This is a genomic window from Nostoc sp. UHCC 0302 (assembly GCF_038096175.1).
Taxonomy (GTDB): domain Bacteria; phylum Cyanobacteriota; class Cyanobacteriia; order Cyanobacteriales; family Nostocaceae; genus UHCC-0302.
The window spans coordinates 6,059,189-6,083,120 of the sequence record NZ_CP151099.1 but is presented as its reverse complement, the minus strand read 5'-3'; the positions used below and the strand labels follow the sequence as shown (position 1 = coordinate 6,083,120).

General features: G+C 40.6%; 22 protein-coding genes and 1 other RNA gene. 10 read left to right on the top strand and 13 right to left on the bottom strand.

Features of this window, described 5'->3' with window-relative positions; genetic code table 11:
- Positions 1-40: 40 nt before the first annotated feature.
- Entirely contained in the window at positions 41-298 is a 258-nt protein-coding gene (locus tag WKK05_RS26340; protein WP_341525990.1) for a hypothetical protein, read from the bottom strand.
- 204 nt (positions 299-502) lie between these two features.
- The gene (locus WKK05_RS26335; RefSeq protein WP_341525989.1) at positions 503-1,366 is read right to left on the bottom strand and encodes an SDR family oxidoreductase; all 864 of its coding nucleotides are present in this window, start codon (positions 1,364-1,366) and stop codon (positions 503-505) included.
- A gap of 573 nt (positions 1,367-1,939) precedes the next feature.
- Here WKK05_RS26335 and WKK05_RS26330 point away from each other — a divergent pair.
- Positions 1,940-3,532, top strand: a complete 1,593-nt coding sequence (locus tag WKK05_RS26330; RefSeq protein WP_341525988.1) for a peptide ligase PGM1-related protein — start codon at positions 1,940-1,942, stop codon at positions 3,530-3,532.
- Between the two features lie 44 nt (positions 3,533-3,576).
- On the opposite strand, the gene WKK05_RS26325 is transcribed toward WKK05_RS26330, so the two are convergent.
- Positions 3,577-4,794 (bottom strand): HhoA/HhoB/HtrA family serine endopeptidase, encoded by a 1,218-nt coding sequence (locus tag WKK05_RS26325; protein WP_341525987.1) that lies wholly within the window; start codon positions 4,792-4,794, stop codon positions 3,577-3,579.
- Positions 4,795-5,117: 323 nt separating this feature from the next.
- Here WKK05_RS26325 and WKK05_RS26320 point away from each other — a divergent pair, with 323 nt between their 5' ends.
- Positions 5,118-5,519, top strand: a complete 402-nt coding sequence (locus WKK05_RS26320; RefSeq protein ID WP_341525986.1) for a metal-sensitive transcriptional regulator — start codon at positions 5,118-5,120, stop codon at positions 5,517-5,519.
- Between the two features lie 85 nt (positions 5,520-5,604).
- Entirely contained in the window at positions 5,605-6,429 is an 825-nt protein-coding gene (menH, locus tag WKK05_RS26315) for a 2-succinyl-6-hydroxy-2,4-cyclohexadiene-1-carboxylate synthase (protein WP_341525985.1), read from the top strand.
- A gap of 10 nt (positions 6,430-6,439) precedes the next feature.
- Here menH and WKK05_RS26310 read toward each other — a convergent pair whose 3' ends face one another.
- On the bottom strand, positions 6,440-7,135 hold the full coding sequence (locus WKK05_RS26310) for a glycoside hydrolase family protein (protein ID WP_341531201.1): 696 nt from the start codon (positions 7,133-7,135) through the stop codon (positions 6,440-6,442).
- A gap of 736 nt (positions 7,136-7,871) precedes the next feature.
- On the opposite strand from WKK05_RS26310, the gene WKK05_RS26305 reads away from it, so the two are divergent.
- From WKK05_RS26305 to WKK05_RS26295, 3 genes are all read left to right on the top strand, one after another.
- Entirely contained in the window at positions 7,872-9,623 is a 1,752-nt protein-coding gene (locus WKK05_RS26305; RefSeq protein ID WP_341525984.1) for a C2 family cysteine protease, read from the top strand.
- Positions 9,624-9,716: 93 nt separating this feature from the next.
- Positions 9,717-10,232: a hypothetical protein gene (locus tag WKK05_RS26300; RefSeq protein ID WP_341525983.1), complete on the top strand. Its 516-nt coding sequence runs from the start codon at positions 9,717-9,719 to the stop codon at positions 10,230-10,232.
- Positions 10,233-10,502: 270 nt separating this feature from the next.
- Entirely contained in the window at positions 10,503-11,381 is an 879-nt protein-coding gene (locus WKK05_RS26295; protein ID WP_341525982.1) for an IS982 family transposase, read from the top strand.
- 204 nt (positions 11,382-11,585) lie between these two features.
- On the opposite strand, the gene WKK05_RS26290 is transcribed toward WKK05_RS26295, so the two are convergent.
- Positions 11,586-12,245, bottom strand: a complete 660-nt coding sequence (locus tag WKK05_RS26290) for an SDR family oxidoreductase (protein WP_341525981.1) — start codon at positions 12,243-12,245, stop codon at positions 11,586-11,588.
- 179 nt (positions 12,246-12,424) lie between these two features.
- On the opposite strand from WKK05_RS26290, the gene WKK05_RS26285 reads away from it, so the two are divergent.
- Positions 12,425-13,108, top strand: a complete 684-nt coding sequence (locus tag WKK05_RS26285; protein WP_341525980.1) for a DUF1997 domain-containing protein — start codon at positions 12,425-12,427, stop codon at positions 13,106-13,108.
- A gap of 215 nt (positions 13,109-13,323) precedes the next feature.
- Here WKK05_RS26285 and WKK05_RS26280 read toward each other — a convergent pair whose 3' ends face one another.
- The gene (locus WKK05_RS26280; RefSeq protein ID WP_341525979.1) at positions 13,324-13,788 is read right to left on the bottom strand and encodes a DUF4079 domain-containing protein; all 465 of its coding nucleotides are present in this window, start codon (positions 13,786-13,788) and stop codon (positions 13,324-13,326) included.
- A 307-nt stretch (positions 13,789-14,095) separates the two neighbouring features.
- On the opposite strand from WKK05_RS26280, the gene WKK05_RS26275 reads away from it, so the two are divergent.
- Together WKK05_RS26275 and WKK05_RS26270 are read left to right on the top strand one after the other, a co-directional pair.
- Positions 14,096-15,379: an ankyrin repeat domain-containing protein gene (locus tag WKK05_RS26275; protein ID WP_341525978.1), complete on the top strand. Its 1,284-nt coding sequence runs from the start codon at positions 14,096-14,098 to the stop codon at positions 15,377-15,379.
- Positions 15,380-16,094: 715 nt separating this feature from the next.
- Positions 16,095-16,574, top strand: coding sequence for a cobalamin biosynthesis protein (locus WKK05_RS26270; protein WP_341525977.1), 480 nt, complete (start codon positions 16,095-16,097; stop codon positions 16,572-16,574).
- A gap of 71 nt (positions 16,575-16,645) precedes the next feature.
- On the opposite strand, the gene WKK05_RS26265 is transcribed toward WKK05_RS26270, so the two are convergent.
- The gene (locus WKK05_RS26265) at positions 16,646-16,999 is read right to left on the bottom strand and encodes a phage holin family protein (RefSeq protein WP_341525976.1); all 354 of its coding nucleotides are present in this window, start codon (positions 16,997-16,999) and stop codon (positions 16,646-16,648) included.
- Between the two features lie 618 nt (positions 17,000-17,617).
- Between WKK05_RS26265 and WKK05_RS26260 the strand changes: the two genes are divergently transcribed.
- Entirely contained in the window at positions 17,618-17,785 is a 168-nt protein-coding gene (locus WKK05_RS26260) for a hypothetical protein (RefSeq protein WP_341525975.1), read from the top strand.
- Between the two features lie 38 nt (positions 17,786-17,823).
- Here WKK05_RS26260 and WKK05_RS26255 read toward each other — a convergent pair whose 3' ends face one another.
- The 6 genes from WKK05_RS26255 to WKK05_RS26230 all read right to left on the bottom strand — a co-directional run bounded on the left by WKK05_RS26255 (position 17,824) and on the right by WKK05_RS26230 (position 23,677).
- A complete protein-coding gene (locus WKK05_RS26255; protein ID WP_341531200.1) occupies positions 17,824-18,606 on the bottom strand; it encodes a peptidoglycan-binding protein in 783 nt (260 codons plus the stop codon).
- A 280-nt stretch (positions 18,607-18,886) separates the two neighbouring features.
- Positions 18,887-20,158, bottom strand: coding sequence for a pitrilysin family protein (locus tag WKK05_RS26250; protein WP_341525974.1), 1,272 nt, complete (start codon positions 20,156-20,158; stop codon positions 18,887-18,889).
- 168 nt (positions 20,159-20,326) lie between these two features.
- Positions 20,327-21,568 (bottom strand): pitrilysin family protein, encoded by a 1,242-nt coding sequence (locus WKK05_RS26245; RefSeq protein ID WP_341531199.1) that lies wholly within the window; start codon positions 21,566-21,568, stop codon positions 20,327-20,329.
- 232 nt (positions 21,569-21,800) lie between these two features.
- A non-coding RNA gene (gene ssrS, locus WKK05_RS26240) (6S RNA) lies at positions 21,801-21,982 on the bottom strand.
- Positions 21,983-22,043: 61 nt separating this feature from the next.
- Positions 22,044-23,192 carry a 5-(carboxyamino)imidazole ribonucleotide synthase gene (locus tag WKK05_RS26235; protein ID WP_341525973.1) on the bottom strand — a complete coding sequence of 383 codons (1,149 nt, stop codon included), beginning with the start codon at positions 23,190-23,192 and terminating at the stop codon, positions 22,044-22,046.
- Positions 23,189-23,677, bottom strand: a complete 489-nt coding sequence (locus WKK05_RS26230; RefSeq protein WP_341531198.1) for a pentapeptide repeat-containing protein — start codon at positions 23,675-23,677, stop codon at positions 23,189-23,191. The genes WKK05_RS26235 and WKK05_RS26230 overlap by 4 nt, the downstream gene beginning before the upstream one ends.
- Positions 23,678-23,932: the final 255 nt, after the last annotated feature.

Genomic DNA, 23,932 nt, shown 5'->3' with positions numbered 1-23,932 from the left:
TAACTCCTAACTCCTCATTCTTAACTCCTAACTCCTAATTTCATAATTCTGATTCTGTATCTGGGGCAACGATTTCGCCAGTACCTAATTGCAATATCAAATCTTGGTCAGTAATCAGTTCGCTGAGTTCCTTAACTTGTAAATTCATTTCCTCACAGGCTTGCCTAAGTTCTCGTGCAAATTTGTTGAGATCATTACCATAGCCACATTGATAAGCAGCAGTTTCAATTCCTTGCTTGGCATTTGCTCTAGCACAATCTACTAATTCTGTGCCATGCAATTGTGTAGGAGAAGCCATAGATGTATCTAGTTGCTATAAAATGTTTGCTGGTAGATAGACTATCAGTCTTTGAGTATTCTCTCATCCCTCCAATGGAAGACGAGGGGGATAGAATTAAGAGTTAGGAGTTAAGAATTAAAAACCCCTAACAGACGCGATTAATCGCGTCTCCTAACTCTTGCACAGACGCGATTAATCGCGTCTCTACTTTTAACTTTTCACTCAACCGTTCACTACTTCTCCACCATTGGGATGTAAGACTTGACCAGACATATAAGAAGCATCATCAGATGCTAAAAATACGTAACTTGGTGCAACTTCTTCTGGTTGTCCGGCTCTTTGCATTGGCACTTGTTTACCAAAAGTTTCAACTTTCTCTTCTGGAAAAGTTGAGGGAATTAAAGGTGTCCAAATTGGGCCAGGTGCAACAGCATTAACGCGAATACCTTTTTCGACTAAGCTTTGGGATAAAGAACGAGTAAAAGCAACGATCGCACCTTTTGTGGAAGAGTAATCAAGTAGTTGTGGATTACCTTTATAAGCTGTTACTGATGTAGTATTAACAATGGCGCTGCCTTCATGTAAGTGTTTCAGCGCTGCTTTTGTTAGGTAAAACATAGAGAAAATATTAGTACTGAAAGTGCGTTGCAGCTGCTCTTTACTAATATCTTCAATACTTTTTTGTGGATGCTGTTCAGCAGCGTTGTTGATGAGAATGTCGAGTTTGCCAAACTCATCCACTGTTTGTTGTACTGCTCGTTGACAAAAGGTTTCATCAGTAATGTCGCCTGCTATCGCTAACGCCCGACGCCCATGTTTTTCTACTAAATTTTTGGTTTCTTTGGCGTCTTCGTGTTCATTGAGGTAAATGATCGCGACATCTGCACCTTCTTTAGCATAAGCGATCGCTACAGCACGACCAATGCCACTATCTCCACCCGTAATCAATGCTACTTTATCTTGGAGCTTGCCACTACCTTTATACTTTTCATTTTCTGTTTTAGGTTTTGGCGTCATTTCTGATTCAGCACCAGGTGGTTGCTGTTGCTGTGGTGGTTGTAATTTTTGTTCTTTTGACTCTGCCATAGGTCTTTTACTAATGATAGTTTCTCAGCAATTTAAGATGGGAAATTAGTAACAGGTGAATTGCCAAAAGTAAACCTTGGATCGAAAACTCAACCCAAGGTTTATTTTTTGCTTTGGCTCCCACTTGCCACTTACAACTTTAAGTGTTTCCACCCTAAATATTTGCCAAACGTACTTATTAGTTACAACTGTACGCGGCTGATAATCCTCACACCCTACACACTCTTTTACCCTGACTAAGAAAACAAGTAGACAACTCTCTTATGATGAAGGATTTCTCCTTACCATCTGTCATCACGTTAACTTTTATGCTACTAAAGTTTATCGCTCCCTGGAGGTAAAGTAATCTCAAACTTTCTCAATCTTCAGACGTAAAATAAATTAATAAAAATTATGACAGTCGAAGTAGCCTATTTATCTTTTACTCTTTAGCCTTTGTGTTTTCTTGCTAGATGCTTTTAACTAAGGAATAATCAAGCTTTCTACCTTTTTTTAGTTAAAATCAATGCAGGTGGATATCTTTTAAGAACCTTCCACCATTTTCCCGGTAGGGATCAAGATGGGGCAAGGGTTATGGCAACAATAAATATTTCAGAATTAGAACAGTTTGATAAGTTTCGTAATCTGCAATCAACTTTGCACGAGCGCTGGAAAAATATAGAGCTATTCGATAACAGTGAAGCGGATATTTTAGTTATTCCGTCTTTGAGTATCGACCAACGTGAACTGCAAAAAATTGAAGGCTGTGAACATTATGAAGAAAGATTACTATTTTCTTTGATGCGGTTGCGGAATCCTCGCACTAGGCTAGTGTATGTCACATCAATGCCACTGCATCCCAGTATTATTGATTACTATCTGCAACTGTTACCAGGCATTCCATTTTCTCATGCCCGCAATCGTTTGCTACTACTTTCTACTTATGATTCTTCCCTAAAACCCCTGACTCAAAAAATTTTAGAACGTCCCCGTCTATTAGAACGAATTCGTCAAGCCATGAGGCTAGAGAAATCGTTTATGATCTGCTACAACTCAACTTTTTTAGAAGCAGAAATGTCTCTGAAATTGGATGTGCCACTATATGCTGCTGCGCCAGATTTACAAATTTGGGGAAGTAAAAGCGGCAGTCGGCAAATCTTCGCTGAAAGTGGAGTACCGCATCCAGCAGGTAGTGAAAAGATTTGGAACCCAAGTGCTTTAGCAGAAGCTGCTAGTGAGTTGTGGGAGAGTGAACCTACATTACAACGGATGGTGGTAAAACTCAATGAAGGCATTTCTGGAGAAGGGAATGCACTGTTGGATCTCAGACCAATTATGAATGTAGCACCGGGAGAAGTTCCTCCTGCTAAAAGACTCACAGTAATGAGCGAACACCTCCCGACGCTGCGCTTTCAAGCAAAACAAGAGACTTGGGAGAATTTTTCTGGAAGAATAGCTGAGTTAGGCGCAATTGTCGAAGCATTTATAGAAGGGGAAACAAAGCGATCGCCCAGTGTCCAAGGACGGATTACGCCCAGCGGTGAGGTAGAAATCCTTTCAACCCACGACCAAATTCTGGGAGGGCCAGACGGACAGATTTACCTTGGTTGCCGATTTCCCGCAGATGAAAGGTATCGGTTGCAATTACAACAATTAGGGCTACAAGTTGGCAAAAAGCTAGCAGAAAAAGGCGCTTTAGAGCGATTTGGAGTAGATTTTATCGCTGTGGATAAGGGTGATAAAGATTGGGATATTCAGGCGATCGAAATTAACTTACGTAAAGGCGGCACAACTCATCCTTTCATGACCCTGAAATTATTAACTAATGGTCGCTATGACCTATCTACGGGGTTATTTTACAGTCAACTAGGTCGTCCAAAATATTATATTGCTACTGACAACTTGCAAAAAGACCGCTATCGGGGATTATTACCTAATGATTTGATGGATATTATTGCTCATCATAGATTGCACTTTGACAGTTGCACCGAGACAGGCACTGTGTTTCACCTTATGGGTTGTCTTTCACAGTTTGGGAAGTTGGGATTAACCTGCATTGGTGATTCTTCCCAACAAGCAGAAGACATCTATAACAAAGTCGTCAAAGTTTTAGATGAACAAACTCGTGGTGAAAATTACGATGTTCCTTTGTTCTCTGATTACAGCTTTCCCGTGGTTGAACATTAATGTGTAGAGACGTTGCAATGTAACGTCTCTACATGGCGCGTCTCTTAAGAAGAAGCATTCTGCAACTCAGCGGTGCGTACAGAAAGCTGTTGTGTCTGATTACCGCGTTGTACTTTCACCTGCAATACTTGACCGAGACGGCTATCTTCCACAATGCCTTGTAACTGTTCAGCAGTGGTAATAGGTTGTCCATCAATTTGGACTATAACATCGCCGCGTCGGATACCTGCACTTGCTGCTGGAGAGTTGGGTATAACGCGCATTACTAAAACACCATTGACTTCTGGTATTTGGATGGGAGAGTTAGGATCGGTGTTATTTTGTCTTGCTAACTGGGGTGTCAAACTTACCATTTGCACACCTAAATAGGGGTGAGCAACTTTACCACCACGTTGCAACTGAGCTGCGATCGCTTTAGCTTTATCAATAGGAATTGCAAAACCAATACCCATTGCATCAGGACGAATCGCTGTGTTGATGCCAATTACTTCACCTTGACCATTTAATAGTGGCCCCCCTGAGTTACCAGGGTTAATTGCGGCGTCGGTTTGAATAAACTCTAGGCGTTTATCAGTAATACCGACTTGGGCGCTAGAACGTTTGAGAGTACTGACAATTCCCAAAGTCACAGTGTTATCAAATCCTAAAGGATTACCAACTGCGATCGCCCAGTCTCCCACTTGTACACTACCAGAAGAACCCAAGGGCGCGACTGGTAAATCGCTACCAGCATTAATTTTGACTACCGCCAAATCTGTTACTTCATCAATGCCTTGAACTTTGCCTTCAAAGGTGCGACCATCTTTGAGCCGGACTGTCACCTTATCAGCCTTATCTACTACATGAGCATTGGTCAAAACCAACCCGCTTTTATCAATAATAAAACCAGAGCCTAGACCACGCAATTGCTCAGAAGGCATTTGTTGAGGTAAGCCTTCACCAAAAAACCGCCGAAAAAACGGGTCTTCAAGAAACGGATCAACACGACGAGTAATTGTACGTTCGGTATCAATTCGTACCACTGCTGAGCCGACACGATTCACTGCTGCTGTGACAAAGCTACTGCTACCGATAGCAGAACTTGCTGGTGATTGACGTTGGGCAATTAATTCTGGGGCATTTCCCGCAGATACTAGAGGTGCAGGTTCTGCTTGCGAGGGTAACACCTGTAATGTGTTAACCGTCAGTATAACTCCGAGAGCGATCGCTAACACATGAGTGGTAAATTGACGTATAGACTGGGGGATTTTGGAAAATCGCATAAATCACAACCTAAATATAAAAGCCTAATTTTGTTGTTTAATCGTGACAAATCTATCTACAGTTATTTTTACAGAATTAAGGTTTGCTTTCTGGTCAGGTTTCGCCGACTTGCTTCAAGGTTAGAGTTGCAGCATTGTGCGAGTTACCTAATAATCAAATTAATTGAACATTTGTCCCGAAAGCTATTATGGAGATTCACCCTTAGAAGGTTCGGCTATTACCCATTAATTGGTATTGGGCATTGATCAAACACCCTCTGAGAGACTCCTTAAGTAATTTCCCCCAATCCCGATTCCCCAATCCCTAGTACAGCGGATAACTCATGAATGGCTCAAACCGATTAGCTAAAGAATCCTTGCCAACATCCCAACCAGTAGAAAAATCCCACAACTACGAGAAAGACCACGAGCATACAGATCATACTCATGAGCATGAAGAGTCGATTCATCCTCACATCCATAGCGAAGAGTCTTTACGGCGAATTGTCAATCGGCTCTCGCGCATAGAAGGACACGTTCGTGGCATAAAGACAATGGTGCAGCAAAGTAGCCCTTGTCCTGATGTTTTGTTACAAATTGCCGCAGTCCGGGGCGCACTAGATAAGGTAGCACGAATTGTTTTGGATGAACATTTAACTGAGTGTATTGCCAGAGCTGCCAAAGAGGGCAATATGGAAGTTGAAATTGAGCAGTTAAAAGCTGCTTTAGATAGGTTTTTGCCTTAACGTAACGAATAGAAAAATACCAATTTTCTGACAGTGGGCGGCTATAAACTGGGGTGCAAGTTCTATTCGCCAAAAATTATAGGATATGATAATTCCAAACTATCAATTTCACTATTCTTTGTTTGGCAACTTAGACAAGCCATTGATTCTTTTTTTACATGGTTTCATGGGTGATATTGGTGAGTTTAATGAAGCCATAAAATCCTTATCTGATGAGTTCTCTTATCTGACACTTGACCTTCCTGGACACGGCAAAACTCAAGTTTTAGGTGAAGATGAATACTATACAATGGCAAACACTGCCCATGCTTTAATCAATTTACTTGATGAATTGAAAATCCCTAAATGCTTGTTAGTTGGTTATTCAATGGGTGGAAGATTAGCTTTATACCTTACTCTACATTTTTCGGAACGTTTTCATAAAGTTGTTCTAGAGTCAGCTTCTCCAGGTTTAGCAACAGAAGTAGAACGATTAGAACGAATTAAACGTGATACGCAAATAGGTAGAAAGTTAATCAGAAGTATTGATAAAACTAATTTTGCACGGTTTTTAGCAAATTGGTATACCCAGCCGATTTTTGGTTCTATAAAAAACCATCCAGAATATAACCAGATGGTAGAAAGTCGGTTGCAGAATAATCCGCTGGAATTAGATAAATCTCTGCGCTTTATGGGTACTGGATGCCAACCTTCTTTATGGGAAAAACTACAATATAACAAAGTTCCCCTGCTTTTACTTGCTGGTGAATACGATGAAAAATTTATAGCTATTAATATAGAAATGGCTAAAAGATGTGAATTAGCTAAGCTAGAAATAATTAGTAATGCTGGGCATAATATTCACTTTGAAAATACTTTCGCTTTTGTTAAAAGTATTAAAAGTTTTTTGATGCAATCTGTAGGAAACTAAGAGGATAAACTTACTGCTTCTTTAGCTGCTTAGCTTCTGATTTATTAGAAGGAGTTGGAGTTGGGGTCAAATTTTGTAATCCTGGTTTATTAACTGTAGTTAATTCCTCTTGCAGCATTTTCTGATAAATCTTGGGCAAAGAGTTACTTATAGAATTAGTTTCAATGCCGTATCCTAGACTTGTCCAAGTGGGTGAAAGTATCCGCAAAACATCGTTTAACTTTCCCTGATGCAGCAGTTGAGAAATATCAGTTCCCCAAACTCGCGAATCACTCAACCAACGGTAAACCACAGTATCTTGATACTCTGGTTCAAAACTATAACTAGCCCAAAACATCAACTGCGTTGGGTGTGGGTGGTAACGAGGTGCTATATTATACCAAGTAGTGTTGATGATTTGATATCTGCCAGCAGCTGTAGAGCAATTACCCGTGTTGGGGCCTATGACAATTGTGACGCATACTTCAGGATGTCGGCTGAGGTCGTTGACTTGCTGTCCACCATACAACACAGAATAGGGACGTTTGCTATTTGCCTCACTCGCGGAAATGGTTCGCATCAAAGCGCGGATATAAGGGTCGCCTCCTTTCATCACCAAAGGCGGCTGTTTGACTGCAAAAATGGGATCAGAAGGCGATCGCAGTTCTCCATGAATATACCACTGCAACAAACACACAAAACCGAGAAGTGCGGCTATTGGCCCAATAAGTTTTTCAACGCCTTTGAATTCAAAGCCTTTCAGAGTCTGACTCCTTCAAATTCGCTCTCTGTAGGTAACAATAATCATCGACGAACTCATTCTGACAAAGTTCACACCTTCTTTTCAACCATCACTCCTGGTTCGCTTATTTTTCGAGGAGTAAAAAAAGCTCATAGATTAAACATTGTAGGCGACATCTTGCCCAAAATACTGTCTACGTATAATCTTAGCTATTTTATGTACTAACTTTATCATGGGAATCGCGCTCTCTTTCCCAAATCGTGTAATTTTACAGTCGCACTCTCAAAACTTTAATCCATATATTGTTCAACATAAGTTCATGAGAATTTAGGTAATCATGCCATAGCCATCTTTAAGAATAAATTGTCATGATCTATTTAGTAAATACTTATGCAAATTTAATTTTACATATACGTTACTAAATAAGGTTTAGAACAAAGTTTGATAATTATTCATTTACATAAGTAATTATTAACTTCATCAAACATTCAATGAATGATTGATTACTTAACGTTCATTTTTTGGAATCAACGACTATTAACTATTAACTAATAACTAGAATTTTGTAATTCCATTCCTTTTAAAAATCAGGTAACGGTGTTTTCTTATGACGTTTTCTAGTCTGTAAAGTAGTATTTGTCGGTAGTTTCAGAAAATTTATCGTTAATTCAACTCAGACTTAATAATTTTCTATTTTTAATATTTTGTAGCCACTTCAAGTATGTTTGACACTTCTGCAACTCTTATTGATTCCTCTTTGCCAACATTGGGTAATACCTCGAATTCTCTAACTAATAATTCAGTTAATCTTGTCCAAACGGATTTAACAGGATTAAATTCACAGAGACTTTCAATGTTAGCAAATGAGATGCTTCTCGATGCATCGCAAAACCAAACTAACGCAACCCAAGTATTAGTTTACACTCCTATAAGTGTTTTTAATACTAATTTTGTAGTTAATGCTCAACCTGCCTACCAAGAAGCTGTTGATGTCAACAGAGTAGGGTCTGACATATTGGGTGGGTCTTATGGTGTCTTGCCAGATGTAAATTTTCTCTCTAATTCTGTACCAACTTTACAACCCGATTATGCAGGGAATAGTACCAGTACAGCACGTGATATTGGCACATTAAATACTTCTCGCAGTTTTAGTGATTGGGTAGGTGCGGCAGATACCAACGACTACTATCGCTTCTATGTCGGAGGGCAAAGTAACTTCAGTCTGAGTTTAACGGGCTTAAGTGCTGATGCTGATGTTCAATTACTTGATAGTTTCGGTAATGTTATTACTAGTTCTACTAGTGGTGGAACTAGCAATGAGTCTATTACTCGTCAGTTAAGTGCTGGAACTTATTATGCACGAGTCTATCCTTATGGTGGTATTAATACTAACTACAATCTTTCCTTAAATGCTACTACTGTAAGTGATTGGTTCGGTCAAAATCTACGAGACTCTGGAATAAGCGGTTTAACCCGTTCTTTAGCTGCTGATGGTACCTTAAGTCGTAATGACATGATTAGCATTTTTCGGGATGCTAAAGATGGTAGTGTTATTGACTCTTATGAGTTAACTGATTTGCGTACTATTGTCAGCAATTACAGTCGCTTCAGTATGGCAGATTCTGTTCGTGTTTTGTCCAATAAGATTGCCAATAGTGATATAGCTAATACTAATTCAGGTATTGGGAATCTTTATGCAGGAAGTAACTCCACTCAAATGGAGAATCTAATTAGCAAATGGTTCTTGGGAAATGATCGTCCAGACGCATCCTACGGCTATCAGTTTATCAGTGGTTCTTTGTTCCAAAATGGCATTAGTATCAATGATGTTCGTCAAGGACAGGTTGGTGATTGTTATGTCTTAGCCACTTTATGTTCTCTCGCTACCGATAAATCTTCCTACATCCAAAATATGTTTATCGACAATGGCGATAACACATTCACTGTTCGTTTCTATAAGAATGGTGTGGCTGATTATGTGACAGTTGACAGATATTTACCTACCAGAAATGGTTACGCCGTTTATGCAGGTTGGGGAAGTGGTTCCTCTTCCAGTTCATCTAATGAACTCTGGGTAGCTTTAGCTGAAAAAGCCTATGCCCAGATGAATGAGTCTGCTTGGTTACAAAGAGGCTATGGAAGAGATGGCATTAATTCTTATGAAGCAATTGCTGGAGGTAATGAATACAAAGTGATGAGCCAAATCACTGCACTTAATAGCACGATGACAACCAATGTTACTCAACAGGATATGATCAATCGGGTCAATTCTAATAACTTAGTAACTTTTGGAATTAATGCACGGATATTCGGTTCTCAATATTCTGGAGGCCATGCTTTAGCTGTTACCAGTTACAATTCTTCCACAGGACGCTTCCATCTACATAACCCTTGGGGATCGAATCACCTTGATCTGACTTGGCAAGAATTAATAAATTGGGCTACTACTGGATGGTCTTATACTACCGTCTAAGTTTAACAGTTTAGCTAATGAAGGGTAACTGAGAACTTAGTATTGCTCAGTTACTCCATTATAATCAAAATCGAAAGAGTTTTTTTATTAATTATGAAATTATTTAATTGGCAGAATATATTGCTTTCATCGTTTTTTATAGTGATAGCAATCATTTATAATTTTCCTTTATGGGCTATAACTGAAACAAAACCTTTCACTTTAATAACAAAAAATCCTGTGTCTGAAACACTAAACATATCCTTTGCCAATATTACTCTCTCGGCTTGGCAGCAAACAACTCTCCCTAATGGAGTACCTCCTCAACTTAATCAAGATATTGGCTTTGCATCAGTGTTTCTGAGTTTGCATAATCAAACTGAAAAAAGCCAGCGGATCATTATTAAAAGTATTAAGATTCATAATGTTTATAATGGTCAGTTACAATCCTTTAGTTTTAAGGCAAAACAAATTAATTTAAAACCCTTAGAAAATTCTGAGATAGCTTTTCATTTAAGTAATAAAACTGGCTATTCTGGGCAAGGTAAAGTAAAAGCTATAATTACCTATCAAATTGGAAACAAAGTGAATATAATTGAATCTGAATCAGTAGAAGTAGATAAACATTAATTGTTAAATCGACTAATGTAACAACCTATATAATTTGTAAATATACTCATATAGACTGTGAAAGAGAAAAATTTTACTTACAAATAATTTAGAATATGTATACCTAAAACTTTAGGCGATCGCTTTTTCTCCTTAACCACCAAAAAGCGATCGCTTTTGGTACTGTGGAAAATGCGATCGCTACTTATCAAAAGTTAATTAACCTGAGTTCGGGATAAGGAAAAGAGCAGGTAGTAAGCTGAAAATAGCGTTAAATCCAGCACCTGCCCTATGTTTAGTTTAGAAGCATTATTCTGCCACGTAGACGATTTCTGCGAGAAATTTGAAGCTAAATGGCACAAAAGCCTACTAAAACATGGAGGAATCAAGCGAGTTCGGGCAAAGAGCTTGTGCTTAAGCGAAATTATCACAATTCTGATTGCGTTTCACCAAAAACATTACCGAAATTTCAAGCATTTTTATTTAGAACATGTAGAGAAACAATGGAAATGTGCATTTCCAGGTCTTCCAAGCTACCAACGATTCGTTGAATGGATGCCATCTGTGCTGATACCCCTATGTGCATACTTGAAGCATTGCTTTGGTCAATGTACGGGTATCGGTTTTGCCGACTCAACAAGTGTCAAGGTTTGCCACAATCGCCGCATCTCCAGGAATAAGGTGTTTAAGGATTTTGCCACTAGGGGTAAGACTTCTGTGGATTGGTTTTTTGGTTTTAAACTCCACATCGTAGTTAACGAGCATGGTGAAATTTTAAATGTGATTGTGACACCTGGTAATATTGATGACCGGAAACCCATTCCAGATTTACTTAGTGGTCTTTTTGGCAAAATTTTTGCCGATAGGGGTTATGTCTCTAAGCAACTGGCTGACAAACTTTTTAAAGAATTCGGTATTGAATTTTTTGCCAAACCCCGTCGCAATATGAAAAACAAGTTGATGCGCCTTCATGACAAACTTTTGTCACGTAAGCGTTCAATTATTGAAACAATTAACGACCAACTCAAGAATATTTCTCAGATTGAACATTCAAGACATCGAAGCCCCGTAAATTTTTGCGTTAACCTTCTGTGCGGATTAATTGCTTATTGCCACCAACCTAAGAAGCCCAGTCTTCACATGGACTGGATTTTATCTCCATCTGCTTAACCCGAACTCAGGTTAATTAAGGAAAGGCTTAAACGTCATATTTCTGTTAATTCACAAGATAATGAATTTGTACAGTACATAAATTCTAAATATTTTCCATTGTGATTGATTTTGGTGGTATTGATAAAAGATGTGCTTGGACGAGGATTTCGACATATGAAATTGAATTTTCGGCAAATGTATTTAGTCGAGTTAAGTTACGAATCAAGCCACATTCGCAAATAACTCACCAAAAGTTTTTGAGGTAGCCTCTGGTTTAGCAACAATCTCAACAACTTTATTACGGGCGGCTGGTTCAAACAGCGCCTCGACACAGACTTGGGCAACTTTTTGCCTGGGAATACTACCTTCGAACAATGTATCAGAACTCTGCATCACGACAGGGTTGGAGTTATCTTCATTTTTCAATCCCCCAGGTCGCACAATCGTATAAGTAAGACCACTTTTTTGGATGTACTCCTCAGCTTGCTTTTTCCACACCAAAATCAGCCAGAACAAGTTCAGTGGATGGAAAAATTGGGAAGTACACAAAGAAGAAACCAGGACAAAGTGTTCAATACCCTTTGCCTTGGCAATATCTACTAAATTTTTATTACCTTCAAAATCCACCTTATAGGGGCCGGTAGGGTCAAAGCTAGGTTTTGCTCCAGTAGCAGACAATATGACTGTGCTATCTCCCAAAGCAGCAGTCAGACTTTCTGGTTGTAACACGTCGCCGATAACCAATTCGGTTTCAGGTGGGAGAATCTCCCTAGCTTTCTCAGTATCCCTAACCAAGGCTCTGACGGGAATATTCCGTGCAATTAGCTCTTGCACAATCCGGCGACCTGTTTCACCTGTTGCCCCTGCTACAAATGCTTTCATAATGAACGCTATCCTGGGAAACTATAGTGTGCTTGTTTCGTTCTTTATTTTAGTGATTATATGGAGTTGATGGCAGATTATTGAGGTTTCCGTCAAAATAAGATACTAGTGCGAAACAAACCAAGCAAGTTGGGAATTATTAATATAGACGAACGCCAAAATATAACATTACTGTATTTATGCTTTCAACAAACGGTGAATATCAATCTTTAGAAATATCAGAAACAGTTTTACCTATGGTACCAAGCCTAGCAGAAGCTGAAGATGCATTAACAGAAACAAATGTAGCGACACTCACAAAATTTTACGGTCGTTATCAAGACTTTATGGAAATGCCTGCTTCAGCAGATAAGGTTGCTGAGTATCTTAATGCTCATAGTTCATGGTTTGTGCGCTGCGCCGAACCTATGAAGGTACAACCACTGGGGGAAAATGGCTATGCTTTAGTAATTGGTCGTTTTGCTTCTTTTGGTTATGAAGTAGAACCGAAAGTTGGCTTAGAATTGTTACCTCCAGATGAGGGTATTTACCGCATTCGTACAATCACTATTCCTGATTACGTCCCACCTGGTTATGACGTAGACTATAATGCATCACTACAGTTAAAAGAAAACCCTGCGGATAATACTTATACTGAAGATATTCAAGTTACACGAGTTGAATGGGAATTGGATTTAATAGTTTCTCTTCACTTTCCTAAATTTATTCACCGATTGCCCAAATCTTTAATTCAATCTACAGGCGATCGCTTACTTAATCAAATTGTCCGCCAAGTCTCCCGCCGTCTAACGCGTAAAGTTCAAGAAGATTTTCATAAATCTTTGGGCATACCTTTTCCTGGGAATTCTAAGAAAAAGTGGTGAGTCAATAGTCAATAGTCAAGGGTCAAAAGTCTTAACATCTACATACAGCAGAATCTAGAATTTAAGAGTCAGAAGTAAAAAAGGCTTTATGTCTAGCTTTTAAACTCAGATACTGTACTTCAGTGACTTGCAAACTGCTGTATATGAATTTTTGACTATTGACCCTTGACCCTTGACTCCTTTACAGACGCTATTAATGGCGTCTGTACTCCTAACTATGCCTGAGTAAGAATTCTTTGGATAATTTGCACACCAGTAATAGCCTGCCAAGCAAAAAGCCCTAAGAGGGCGAAATTCAGCAAAATGTGAGTCGCACGCGCCCAGTTTGCCCCTTTTTGCATATAGGGAGACAAGGAGGCAGAAAATGCAATCAGACTTGTCATCCCTAGTCCTGCTAGCAGATGAGGCCCTACAAACAACTTACCATTATTGATGTATGTGACTGCCATACCACCAATTGCACCCGCCACCATAAGACCTAAGAGTATAGATCCAATTTGATAGTGTTTGATGTTATATCTACCTTTAATCAGTTCTTTCTTTTCTTCTCCCTGAGCATTTCTGGTGCGCTGTACTTGCAGCCCCAAATAGGCTGCGTACAGTGAAATTAGTAGTAGCGCCCACATCATCACCGGGTGAAAGAAGTTCAACCAATATTTCACAGATGGAGAAAGTTCCATACTCGTCGTGTCCTCGCCCTATTCTTAAATCTTCATAAAAATTAGCATAACTCTATTCTCTGTATTTAAAGTTGCTGTTATCAACTACATACATTTTCACTCTTGAGGGAGAAGAAAAGTTAAGCTATTCTCGCTTCAATTTACGTCAAGTCAATAGTTAAAATTACTTGCCAAGATTGCATTTGTACATTTCTTGAGCTGGAAATTGAAAATTTCAATTGCATAGCCTCTTGCCAAAGTGGATAAACAATCTCAGACTAAATTTTGAGGGTAGACAAATAAAACCCACCGATGTGGGATCTGATCCATGACTGAAAATAAAGATACCTTGCTGCTGAAGGCTGCTAAAAGTGGTGATATTAAGCGGCTGTGTGCGCTCCTGGCTGCTGGTGCTAATGTGGACGCGTCCGATCGCAACGGTACTACAGCGTTAATGTTTGCTGCTAATTTAGGCTATACGGAAATTGTGCGATCGCTACTGGATGCTGGGGCAAATATCAACTTACCCAGAAAACTTTATGGTTTGACAGCTTTAATGTTGGCAGCTAGTGCTAATCAGCTTGACATTGTGCAACTTTTAGTATCCAGAGGTGCTGATGTCAATGCGATTAATGAAGATGGCAGCACAGCTTTAATGGCAGCGGTACTTAAAGGTCATGTTGATTTAGTGCGAGTCTTATTAGCTGCTGGGGCTAAGGTAAATATCACAGATAAAGATGATGATACTGCCCTGAAACTAGCAGTTAAGCAAGGACACATAGAAATAATCCAAGCAATTGTCCAAAGTGGTGCGGATGTCAACATCCCAGATGAAGAGGGTGAAACGCCGTTGATGGTAGCCGCAGACTTGGGATATCTGGAAGTTGTGCAAGCATTGTTGTCCGCAGGGGCTGACATGAAGGCGAAAAACTCCGGTGGTGGAACTGCCCTACTAGCAACAGCGGCAGCTGGACACAGTGCGATCGCTACTGCTTTACTGGATGGGGGCGCTGAGATTAATCACCAAGACCAAGATGGTGAAACTGCCCTACACCTTGCTGTTGTAGAAGGCTATGTTGATCTAGTGGAAGTGTTACTTAACCGGGGTGCAGATGTGCAAATCAGGAACCAGTTGGGTGATACACCACTGCTTGTAGCAGCGTTGCAGGGACACAGCCAAATAGTTGAGGCACTGCTACGTGCTGGAGCGAATATTCATGAGAAAAATCTTGGTGAGTTACCTTTAACACTAGCGGCATCACAAGGACACACCCAGACAGTAAAGGTTTTGCTAGGATATGGTGCTGATCCCAATATCCCAGGGGATGATGGCAAAACAGCTTTAACCAAAGCAGTAATAAAAAACCAGATAGAGGTAATACAACTGCTGTTAGCAAAAGGGGCAGATGTGAATTCTCAAGACACAGCCGCAGCCACAGCGTTGATGTGGGCTGCTTCCGCAGGTTACGGCGAAGCTGTGCAGCTATTACTCCAAGCTGGGGCAGATGTGAATTTAAAAAACCAGGGTGGCTATACTGCTTTAATGATTGCAGAATTTAATGGTTATAAGAACGTGGTGCGGAGTTTAAGGAAAGCTGACGCGCAAGAATAGCCATATTTACTTACAACAAATATGACAAATTTTTATAGCGTATTCATTACTTATTAGAGATTGGGGAACACAAAGCCCCCTTTATGTATTAGAGACTCTTGAGATTTGATCAAAACCCCACCTCTTGTGGGCAGATTCCTTCCCCAGTTCCCAATCACTTATATCATTTCGGATTTGTCGATAATTTACTTTAACTTTTTGCTGCTTTGCCAAAAGATAGTTTTTTCACAAAAGATTTACCTATTTTTTTCAAAAAAATCTTGACAAATAGTTAAATGAAGGTTATCACCTTAAATACCAAGGAGCATCAAAGAGCGAAAGTCTAGAGGGAAGAAGTGTAAAAAGCAAAACTCCGTCGCAGCTGTTGTGATCTTGCTGCAACGGAGAAGAAAAAAAACGGAACGCCAAGAAAGAGCAGGCGAAATGCTTGCGCCACAAGGATATAAAGGGAATCGAAAATGAAGAAGTAAATCTGCCTTTTACCTTGTACTTTTTACCTTATCTCCCTCTCGGCTTTTCCTACTGTGCTTGATGTGCAAAATATATAATTTTTACTTGGAGAGAAAAGTATTCTAAAGATCATTTTTTATGTATCATACTGAACGTCATACATAAGCGATTACGTGAAAAACGTTGAGTAGCAAGATTTTCCGGGATTGTTGCGTAACTTAAAAGAAACAATAAATAAAAAATTAAATTTAGTATAAACTCTGTTGTGAACGAGAAATTGCAGCAAGTGCAGTTAAAATTACAACTTCTCTGGGTAGGAATTGGTTGTCAACGAGGAACTTCGCAGCAGTTGATTGACAAGGCAATTGGGCAGGTTTTTCGAGAAAATCAACTTGCCGAAAGTGCGATCGCAGGTATTGCTACCATTGACACTAAAGCCTCGGAAGTTGGCTTAATAGAACTTTGCCGCCTACGCAATTTGCCCTTGATAACTTTTTCTTCAGAAATCCTTTCTGCTATCTCTGTCCCTAACCCAGCCAAAATCACTCAAACAAAAGTGGCTACACCTAGCGTAGCTGAAGCTGCGGCTATTCTGGCAGCTTCTCAGTTTACCTCGACTTTAATTGCTTCCTTTTTTGCTGGAAAAAAGGAATTGGGTGTGAGGTTCTTAGTTCCTAAACAAATTTTCCGGTTAGAAGGGCAACCAGGAGCAGTGACGATAGCCGTTGCCCAAGAGTCAGATTAAAAACAAGGTGCGTAGACGTATGTACTACGCCTATATTTTGCTATTGCATTCCACTACTTTGTTGATTTTTCTTAATCAACTACTCTGAGAAAATAGTTGATGATGCTAGAAACAATCGCTAGCACAATTGAACCCAGCAAAGCAGGCAAAAAACCTCTAATTTGAAAATCAGAGCCAGGAGTTAATGCACTTGCTAGCCAAAGGGCTAAGGCATTGATCACAAATGTAAATAAACCAAAGGTAAGTAATGTAATCGGAAACGTTAAAATCCGCAAAATTGGGCGGATAAAGGCATTAACTAAACCAACAACAAGAGCAGCAACAAGGGCAGCTACAAAAGTCTTGACAATGAATCCAGGAACGATATTAGCAGTAATTAATAACGCCACCGCAGTACCGAGCCAAGTTAATAAAAAGTGTAGCATAAGCTTTTCTAGAGGAATTAGCAGTAAGTTTAATTAATTTCACTATGAGCCATTGTGATCCGTAACACGACAAGACGTCCTGTTTGACTCTTATAATTACCGTCCTCTTGTATTAGTACAAAAGTCACGTAGTTTTTCAGCACTGGCGTTGAGTGATACTTCTAACTGGGGTATCTTTATCGTATTCCAGGATGTATCGAGAATTAAATTCTTCAAAAATTGCACAATTTATAAAAATCCTACAAATGTAATATAGTTTCCGAAATAGCTGCTATACATTCATGGGTAGGGGCGCACAGCTATTCATTGGTGTCAACTTAACGCGAAATGGGCGGTTATAAACCGCGTCTATATAAACCAAACCCACCTCCGTGGGTTTCAGTTTCAAGACCTTGGTTTTTTATTAGTCCGCGCAGGCGGTGAGGGGGTCGCTCTTCTCCCAAAGGGAGAAGCTAGCGCCAAAGCGGCTTCCGTCGTAGGCGGAACGCCTTCCCGTAGGGTATGCGTTAGCGACGCTCTTGAGCGTCACCCCCGAACCCGAAGGGACTTTGCCTGTGTAGCCGCGTTCACGAAGTGTGCCGCAGGCAATTCTATTCGCCAAGGCTTAAGTTGACACGCATGATAGCTGTAGCGCCCTTACAGTTGATTGATATGTTGCAAAGATTTTTGAAATGGTATGATTTACAATTTTCTCAAGTAGCGGACTTAAATGCCAGAAGTCTGTTGACTCTGCGAACTGATGAACGGAAAAACCGCGCAAAAAAGTTCTTTCTGACTTTTGTCTAAAATAGTCCGTACTTAGTATCAGCTTAACTCTCTTGGGGCTAACGTCGCAAAAGAATCTCCCAGGTAGATCCACCAACTACGCCGTCAGGCTCTAGACCATACCGCTTTTGTAAAGCTTTTACTGCTGTCTCTGTTGTTGGGCCAAAGTCTCCATCTATACCTTCATCCAAGAAACCAAGTTTTTTTAGTCTTTCTTGTAACCTATTAACTTCTGAATTACGCATTCCTACACGCAAAATCGGCAATCCGGCTGAGGTGTATTGAACACCAGGGATTTGCTGTGTACGTGTGATTGGCTGATTACTAGTAGTTGAGGCAGCAGTACGATTTGGTGTTTTCTGTACTCTTGAAGTTGTATTTTGTCTTGGTTTAGCAGGTCTTGGCTCTGGGCTAGAATTTACAGCTTGAGTTTTAGCAGGTCTGGGGGCAGTAGGGCTAGTATTCACAGTCCTAGTAACGTTGCTAGCCTGAGTTGGAACGGGAAAGTTTGTCGTATTTGATGAGGAGATGGTTGGCGCGACTATCGGTTGGTTAGGGAAAAGTCTTTGCCAAGTGGTAGCATCAACTATGCCATCAGGACTCAAACCGGCTGCTTGTTTAAATCGGGAAACAGCACTGGCCGTATTCTCGCTATAAACGCCGTCTACTGCGCCTGAGTAAAAACCCAAAAGTTTTAAGGCTGCCTGAAGTTCAGATACGCGCTCTCCTTGGCTACCTACTTTGAGTGTAGGGCGTTTGATGGCATCACTGGGATTTACTTGAGCTATTTTTAGTGGTGCTGCAATTGATACTACATTGAAGCAGCTAATGAGCAGAGGCATAGAGGAGAACAGAAGTATTTGAATCGCCAAGCTAGATTTAGACCGCTTTGTCCACCAACTCTTTTGCTCGTCTTCCATTTTACAGCTATTTACAGTTGAATCTAGTGTTCGTAAGTAATTCAAGATACCTGCTCTCAGGCTGTCTTTCATGGAATTTCCCCTCGGAATCTTCTGATGCTAATAGTACAGCCGCTTGGTCTAAAAAACAGCTGGTGGAATTGTAATTACCCGTATAATTTCTGGGTGTTTCTTAAAGAAAACCCTTCAGCATAAAAATGTGCTATGCGATCGCACTAGAAATTGCTTCTTCTTGACCGACTAAAGACAAATAAGGTTCCTGTAAATACTTACAAGCTACGGCGATCGCATCTTTAACAGTTACAGCTGCAATCAGTTCTTGAAACTCCTGGTCAAAATTAATTCCTAAGCCCAAAATTTCATACCAGCCGTATATCTGAGCAATTTGTCCGTTCGTTTGCTTACCTAAAGCGTACTGCCCCAATATTTTGTTTTTCGCAGATTGCAGTGCGCTTTCGGATATTTCTGTAGTACAGAGTAGGTCTACTTCTGTCCGCAGTCCTTCTAAGCCTACACTGGTGTTTTCTGCTGCTGTACCCATATAAACCAAAAATGACGCTGGAAATAGCCTTGTTGGGTAAAATGCGGATACTTCATAAGCTAAACCCCGCTTTTCTCGCAATTCCACAAACAAGCGGCTCGAAAGCCCATTACCTAAATAGGTAGAGAGCAACTTCAGTGGTGCATAATCAGCAGAATTCACCGCTGCGCCGAGATAACCTAACATCACGATTGATTGCTGCGTATGTAGAGGCTTGAGCCTTGATTGTGGTTCTACTATAATTTCCGGTAAATTGAGTGTAGGCAGTGCTTGTGTTGGGACTTGCCAATCACCGAAAAGTTCTATCACCAACGCCACTGCTTCTGTTGGTGTGACTCGACCAGCAATACTTATTACTACATTATCTGGACGAAAATAAGTCTCGTGATACTTTACTAAATCCGCACGAGTTACGCTGTTCATGGTTGTCTCATCTCCTAGCACTGATGCAGCATAGGGATGATTTTGATACATTACCTGCCGCATCTGCTCAAAGGCGACAGTAAACGGTTGCTCTTTCTGTGAGCGAATATCTTGTAGTGCGAGACGCCGTTCTAGTTCTACTTGGGTTTCAGGAAAGGTAGGCGATCGCAAAATCTGCCCTGCCAATGCTAAAATTTCCGCAAAATCAGCTGTCACCGTCTTGAAAGAGAGCAAAAAATAATCGCTTGAGGTATCTGCGCTTAAACTCGCTCCCACAGACTCAATTTTTTCAGCAATTTCCAAGCTCGAAAGTCCACCACATCCCTTTGTCATCACAGCTGACAGCAAATGCGACAACCCCGCCTGTTCCCGGTTTTCGTAACAAGTTCCAGCACGCACAAATATTCGCGCCGCAATTATATCCGCCGCTGGGTTTTCTGCCACCAGCACTACAATACCGTTGTTCAATACAGTGCGATGGATGGGCGATTTTTGCAGCAAGGTTGTCATTAGTCATTTGTCCTTTGTCATTGGTCATTTGTCATTAGTCTTTCACTAATAGACTTCTTACAAAAGTTGTTTTTTTGCGCTCTTCTTTGCGCCTACTCTCCGAGTTCCGCCTTTGGCGGTATGCGTGAGGCAAAAAAATCTTCATGCAAGAAGTCTAATAACTAATGACTAACAAGGTTTAAGTACAGTAACCGCGTAATCCTGTAGTGAAAGATATTGTTTAGCTAAGTGTTGCAGTTCTTGAGGATTAAATGACTGAACCTGCTGGGGATATGTGACGGCTACTTCAGCTTGAGCGATGGTGTTGTAGTAACCATAAAGTCCGGTAAGCTGATTCGGCGTTTCGGTAGAAAAGGAGTAGTCATTGCACAACAGTCTACGTGTGCGAGTAAGTTCCTGTTCGCTAATTTCTATAGTCTGCAAATCCTCCAAATGAGCGCAAATCAAAGACTCAACTTGCTCTAGATTTTCTGGTTCCAACCAAGCGGTAATTGTAAATAAACTTGATTCCCGTTGTAAGGAAAAGTTACTACAAATTCCCTGTACCAATTGCAAATCTTCACGCAAATCTCTGACTAAACGTGAGGTTCGTCCTTCTGCCAATAACACCGACAACAAATCTATACCATAAGCAGTGCGGAGTTCTTCAACTCCTGGTACTAACCACGCCATTATTAGTCGCGCCTGCTCTATACGTGGTAGAGAAATTTCCTGACGGCGAATTCCTTTGATTGCTGGCTCTACGACTTTTTTAGATTGTGGACATTTAGCACGTTCGGCAAAATCAACAAATGAGCGATTGACTAGTTCCCAAGCTGGCTGTTCGCCAATTCCTCCCACAATCACCACTGTCATGTTTTCTGGTTGGTAATGAGTGCGGTGAAAACAGCGCATTGCTTCTGGTGACTGCTGCATCAGCTCTTTTTGTGTACCCAACACCGAACGTCCGTAGGGATGGTGTTGGTAAACGCTTTGAATTAAAGATTGGAATCCTATCCAGTCGGAATCGTCTTCACAAGAACGGATTTCCTCTAGTACTACGTCCCGTTCGCGGATAAATTCATCGTCTGGAATCGCCGCGTTTAGTAGCAGTTCGCCCAAGTGGGGGAGCGTGTCTTTTAGATAAGGAGCTGCTGTAGTGAGGGAGTAATGAGCATAATCATGACTCGTAGCCGCATTACTCACGCCACCCCTGTTTTCAATGTTATGATCAAACATCCCAGGGGGTAGCGTCGCTGTCCCTTTAAAAATCATGTGTTCCAAAAAGTGTGCCATACCGAACCACGGTTCTGGCTCTAGGGTGGCTCCAGCACGCACCCAGACATCCGCCACAACTACAGGGGTAGTGGGAATCTCTTGATGAATAAACGTTAAACCATTGTCTAGTCGAAAAACCGAGGCTGGAAACACGGAATTAGTTAGTTGTTTTGACAATTTTTTGTAGCTTTAACCACAATTTAACGCAATCATGTAATTTTAACTCTGAATGGCACCTAAATTAGAATCGAGTTATACAGATTTGGTGTTTGGAAGCACCTATTCTTAAATTTCAAATTTTAATTTCTTATTTATCTTATAACTTATACTTATTTAAATAATTAAAGCTCCCAAATTCTCAAGGAATTTGGGAGCTAAAAATTTTAAGTCCACCGCGACGCCGTTTTACCTAAGTTTATGACCTGGTTAAACCAGGTGGGAACCTAATTCCTCGTTTAAAGTTTCCGGGTACATGCCCGGTATACTGCCACGAGAACAGTTGACTCCCTTGTCTTTAAAGGCATAGATCAAAAAACTTGATGGCAGTCACCAACGTCGTAGTGCAACTAACTCATTATAGCTTTCTCAAACAGGTTGTGTGTTCAATAATCGAAAGTTTCTAGAAATTTTAGCTGGGATACCAAATAGCTTCTACGGTTTGAGTTATAACACTTGCACTATCTTGGTTTTGATTGTCCAGCAAAACGGTGACGTGTCCTAGCTTGCGTCCAGGACGTGATTCTGTTTTTCCATACCAATGGACGTGCGCTTGGGGAATCTCTGCTAATTGTTGGCGTTTACTTTGATAGTCGTTGTGAGAATTTTCATAACCCAAAAGGTTTACCATGACAGCGCCAGTAGACTGCAATCTGGGATTACCTAAAGGCAAACCACAAACCGCTCTCAGGTGCTGCTCAAACTGAGACGTTTCACAGGCGTCAATCGAGAAATGTCCAGAATTGTGGGTGCGGGGAGCAATTTCATTTACCAGGACTTTACCTTGGGCAGTGAGAAATAGTTCTATGCCAAAAACTCCCACAACTTGTAGGCTATTTAATAGAGTGTGTGCGATCGCTTCTATTTCTGCTGCTTGATTGGGTGTAATGTCAGCTGGCGCGATTACCCGCCGACACACTTGTTGTTCTTGTTGGGTTTCAACAACTGGGTAAGCTACAATCTCTCCATCCACAGAACGAGCTGCAATTATTGCTAGTTCTCTGTCAAATGGCACAAATTCTTCTAACAAAAAGAGTGATTGACTTAATTCCTTATTGGTGACACCTGCTTTCTCTTGCAAAGTTGCCAAATCAGGAATTATAAAAGTACCTTGTCCGTCATAACCGTGGCGTCGGGATTTGAGGACTACGGGAAAACCGAGATATTCCATTTTGGATTCTAGATTTTCCAGTTTGTCGAGTGCGAAAAATTGAGGTACAGGTAATCCCAAATCACGTAAATAGCAGCACTGATGATATTTATCTAAAAGAGGAGCTAAAGCTTCTAACCTGGGGCGGAAGCTTATGCCTTGTTGTGCTAGTGAGGATAAAGCTTCTAAATTAACAAATTCATTTTCAAAGGTGATGACGTCACATTTTTTCGCTAATATTTCTGTAGCATTGGCGTCATCGACTGGAGCTAAGATAGTTTCTTGGGCGATCGCTACAGCAGGATCATCTCTACTAGGAGTTTGTATTAGTAATTCTACTCCTAGCTTCTGTGCTGCATCTCCCATCATCCAGGCAAGTTGCCCGCCACCAATTACACCAACACGCTTCATTTACATCCTAGAGAATCACGAGTTTCTATACCAGTTTTAGAATTTACTCCACTGGCTTTCTCACACAGTTCTTTGATTTGCGCCCTATCCAAAACTGCATCAGTGAAATCTGCACCGTCTATGTTTACATCAGTAAATATGGCACGGAGCAAAAGGGCTTCTTTGAAAACTGCATCGCTCAAATCTGCTCCCTTCAAGTTTACCTGATCCACCATTGCATTAGTTAAATCGGCTCCGTGCAGATTTGCTTGTGTCATCACTGAAGCACTGAATACTGTTCCGCGCAAGTCAGCTTTTGTAAAGTTTGTCATTTCGAGATTGGCGTTAGAAAACTCCGCAGCTTGCAAGCTTTCGCCAGAAAAATCGTGTCTTGTCAACTCCGCATTACTAAATGACAGTGGATGTGTCCAATCTGCCAGTGCAGGATGAGCCACGCACAAGAGAATAATTAACAGAAGTAATGCTAAGCCTCGCCGCCAAAACATATAGATAGCCAATTTGCTTTCCAATCGCTGCATTGTCAGCTTATCGCATTTGGCTATTAGCTTGAAGGCATCGTTTTAAATTACTACTAGCAGCCTTTCCCCGAAATCTGGGTAATCTATATTTTCTACTGCTTAATATTTTGTAATGTCATGCATCGCACTCAAAATACAGAAAGTTATTACCTATTACAGATGTAAATGATTTTTAAATGGTTAAGTATTGGTAATACGCCTCTATTAATAATGAGATAAGCT

What these genes read in the sequence shown, in the direction of transcription:
- WKK05_RS26325 (WP_341525987.1), bottom strand. Translation starts at nt 4,794, where the DNA reads ATGCGATTTTCCAAAATCCCCCAGTCTATACGTCAATTTACCACTCAT.
- menH (WP_341525985.1), top strand. Translation starts at nt 5,605, where the DNA reads ATGATAATTCCAAACTATCAATTTCACTATTCTTTGTTTGGCAACTTA.
- WKK05_RS26305 (WP_341525984.1), top strand. Translation starts at nt 7,872, where the DNA reads ATGTTTGACACTTCTGCAACTCTTATTGATTCCTCTTTGCCAACATTG.
- WKK05_RS26230 (WP_341531198.1), bottom strand. Translation starts at nt 23,677, where the DNA reads ATGTTTTGGCGGCGAGGCTTAGCATTACTTCTGTTAATTATTCTCTTG.
- WKK05_RS26295 (WP_341525982.1), top strand. Translation starts at nt 10,503, where the DNA reads ATGTTTAGTTTAGAAGCATTATTCTGCCACGTAGACGATTTCTGCGAG.
- WKK05_RS26290 (WP_341525981.1), bottom strand. Translation starts at nt 12,245, where the DNA reads ATGAAAGCATTTGTAGCAGGGGCAACAGGTGAAACAGGTCGCCGGATT.
- WKK05_RS26300 (WP_341525983.1), top strand. Translation starts at nt 9,717, where the DNA reads ATGAAATTATTTAATTGGCAGAATATATTGCTTTCATCGTTTTTTATA.
- WKK05_RS26265 (WP_341525976.1), bottom strand. Translation starts at nt 16,999, where the DNA reads ATGCTACACTTTTTATTAACTTGGCTCGGTACTGCGGTGGCGTTATTA.
- WKK05_RS26335 (WP_341525989.1), bottom strand. Translation starts at nt 1,366, where the DNA reads ATGGCAGAGTCAAAAGAACAAAAATTACAACCACCACAGCAACAGCAA.
- WKK05_RS26330 (WP_341525988.1), top strand. Translation starts at nt 1,940, where the DNA reads ATGGCAACAATAAATATTTCAGAATTAGAACAGTTTGATAAGTTTCGT.
- WKK05_RS26260 (WP_341525975.1), top strand. Translation starts at nt 17,618, where the DNA reads ATGATAGCTGTAGCGCCCTTACAGTTGATTGATATGTTGCAAAGATTT.
- WKK05_RS26235 (WP_341525973.1), bottom strand. Translation starts at nt 23,192, where the DNA reads ATGAAGCGTGTTGGTGTAATTGGTGGCGGGCAACTTGCCTGGATGATG.
- WKK05_RS26285 (WP_341525980.1), top strand. Translation starts at nt 12,425, where the DNA reads ATGCTTTCAACAAACGGTGAATATCAATCTTTAGAAATATCAGAAACA.
- WKK05_RS26340 (WP_341525990.1), bottom strand. Translation starts at nt 298, where the DNA reads ATGGCTTCTCCTACACAATTGCATGGCACAGAATTAGTAGATTGTGCT.
- WKK05_RS26275 (WP_341525978.1), top strand. Translation starts at nt 14,096, where the DNA reads ATGACTGAAAATAAAGATACCTTGCTGCTGAAGGCTGCTAAAAGTGGT.
- WKK05_RS26280 (WP_341525979.1), bottom strand. Translation starts at nt 13,788, where the DNA reads ATGGAACTTTCTCCATCTGTGAAATATTGGTTGAACTTCTTTCACCCG.
- WKK05_RS26320 (WP_341525986.1), top strand. Translation starts at nt 5,118, where the DNA reads ATGAATGGCTCAAACCGATTAGCTAAAGAATCCTTGCCAACATCCCAA.
- WKK05_RS26250 (WP_341525974.1), bottom strand. Translation starts at nt 20,158, where the DNA reads ATGACAACCTTGCTGCAAAAATCGCCCATCCATCGCACTGTATTGAAC.
- WKK05_RS26255 (WP_341531200.1), bottom strand. Translation starts at nt 18,606, where the DNA reads ATGCCTCTGCTCATTAGCTGCTTCAATGTAGTATCAATTGCAGCACCA.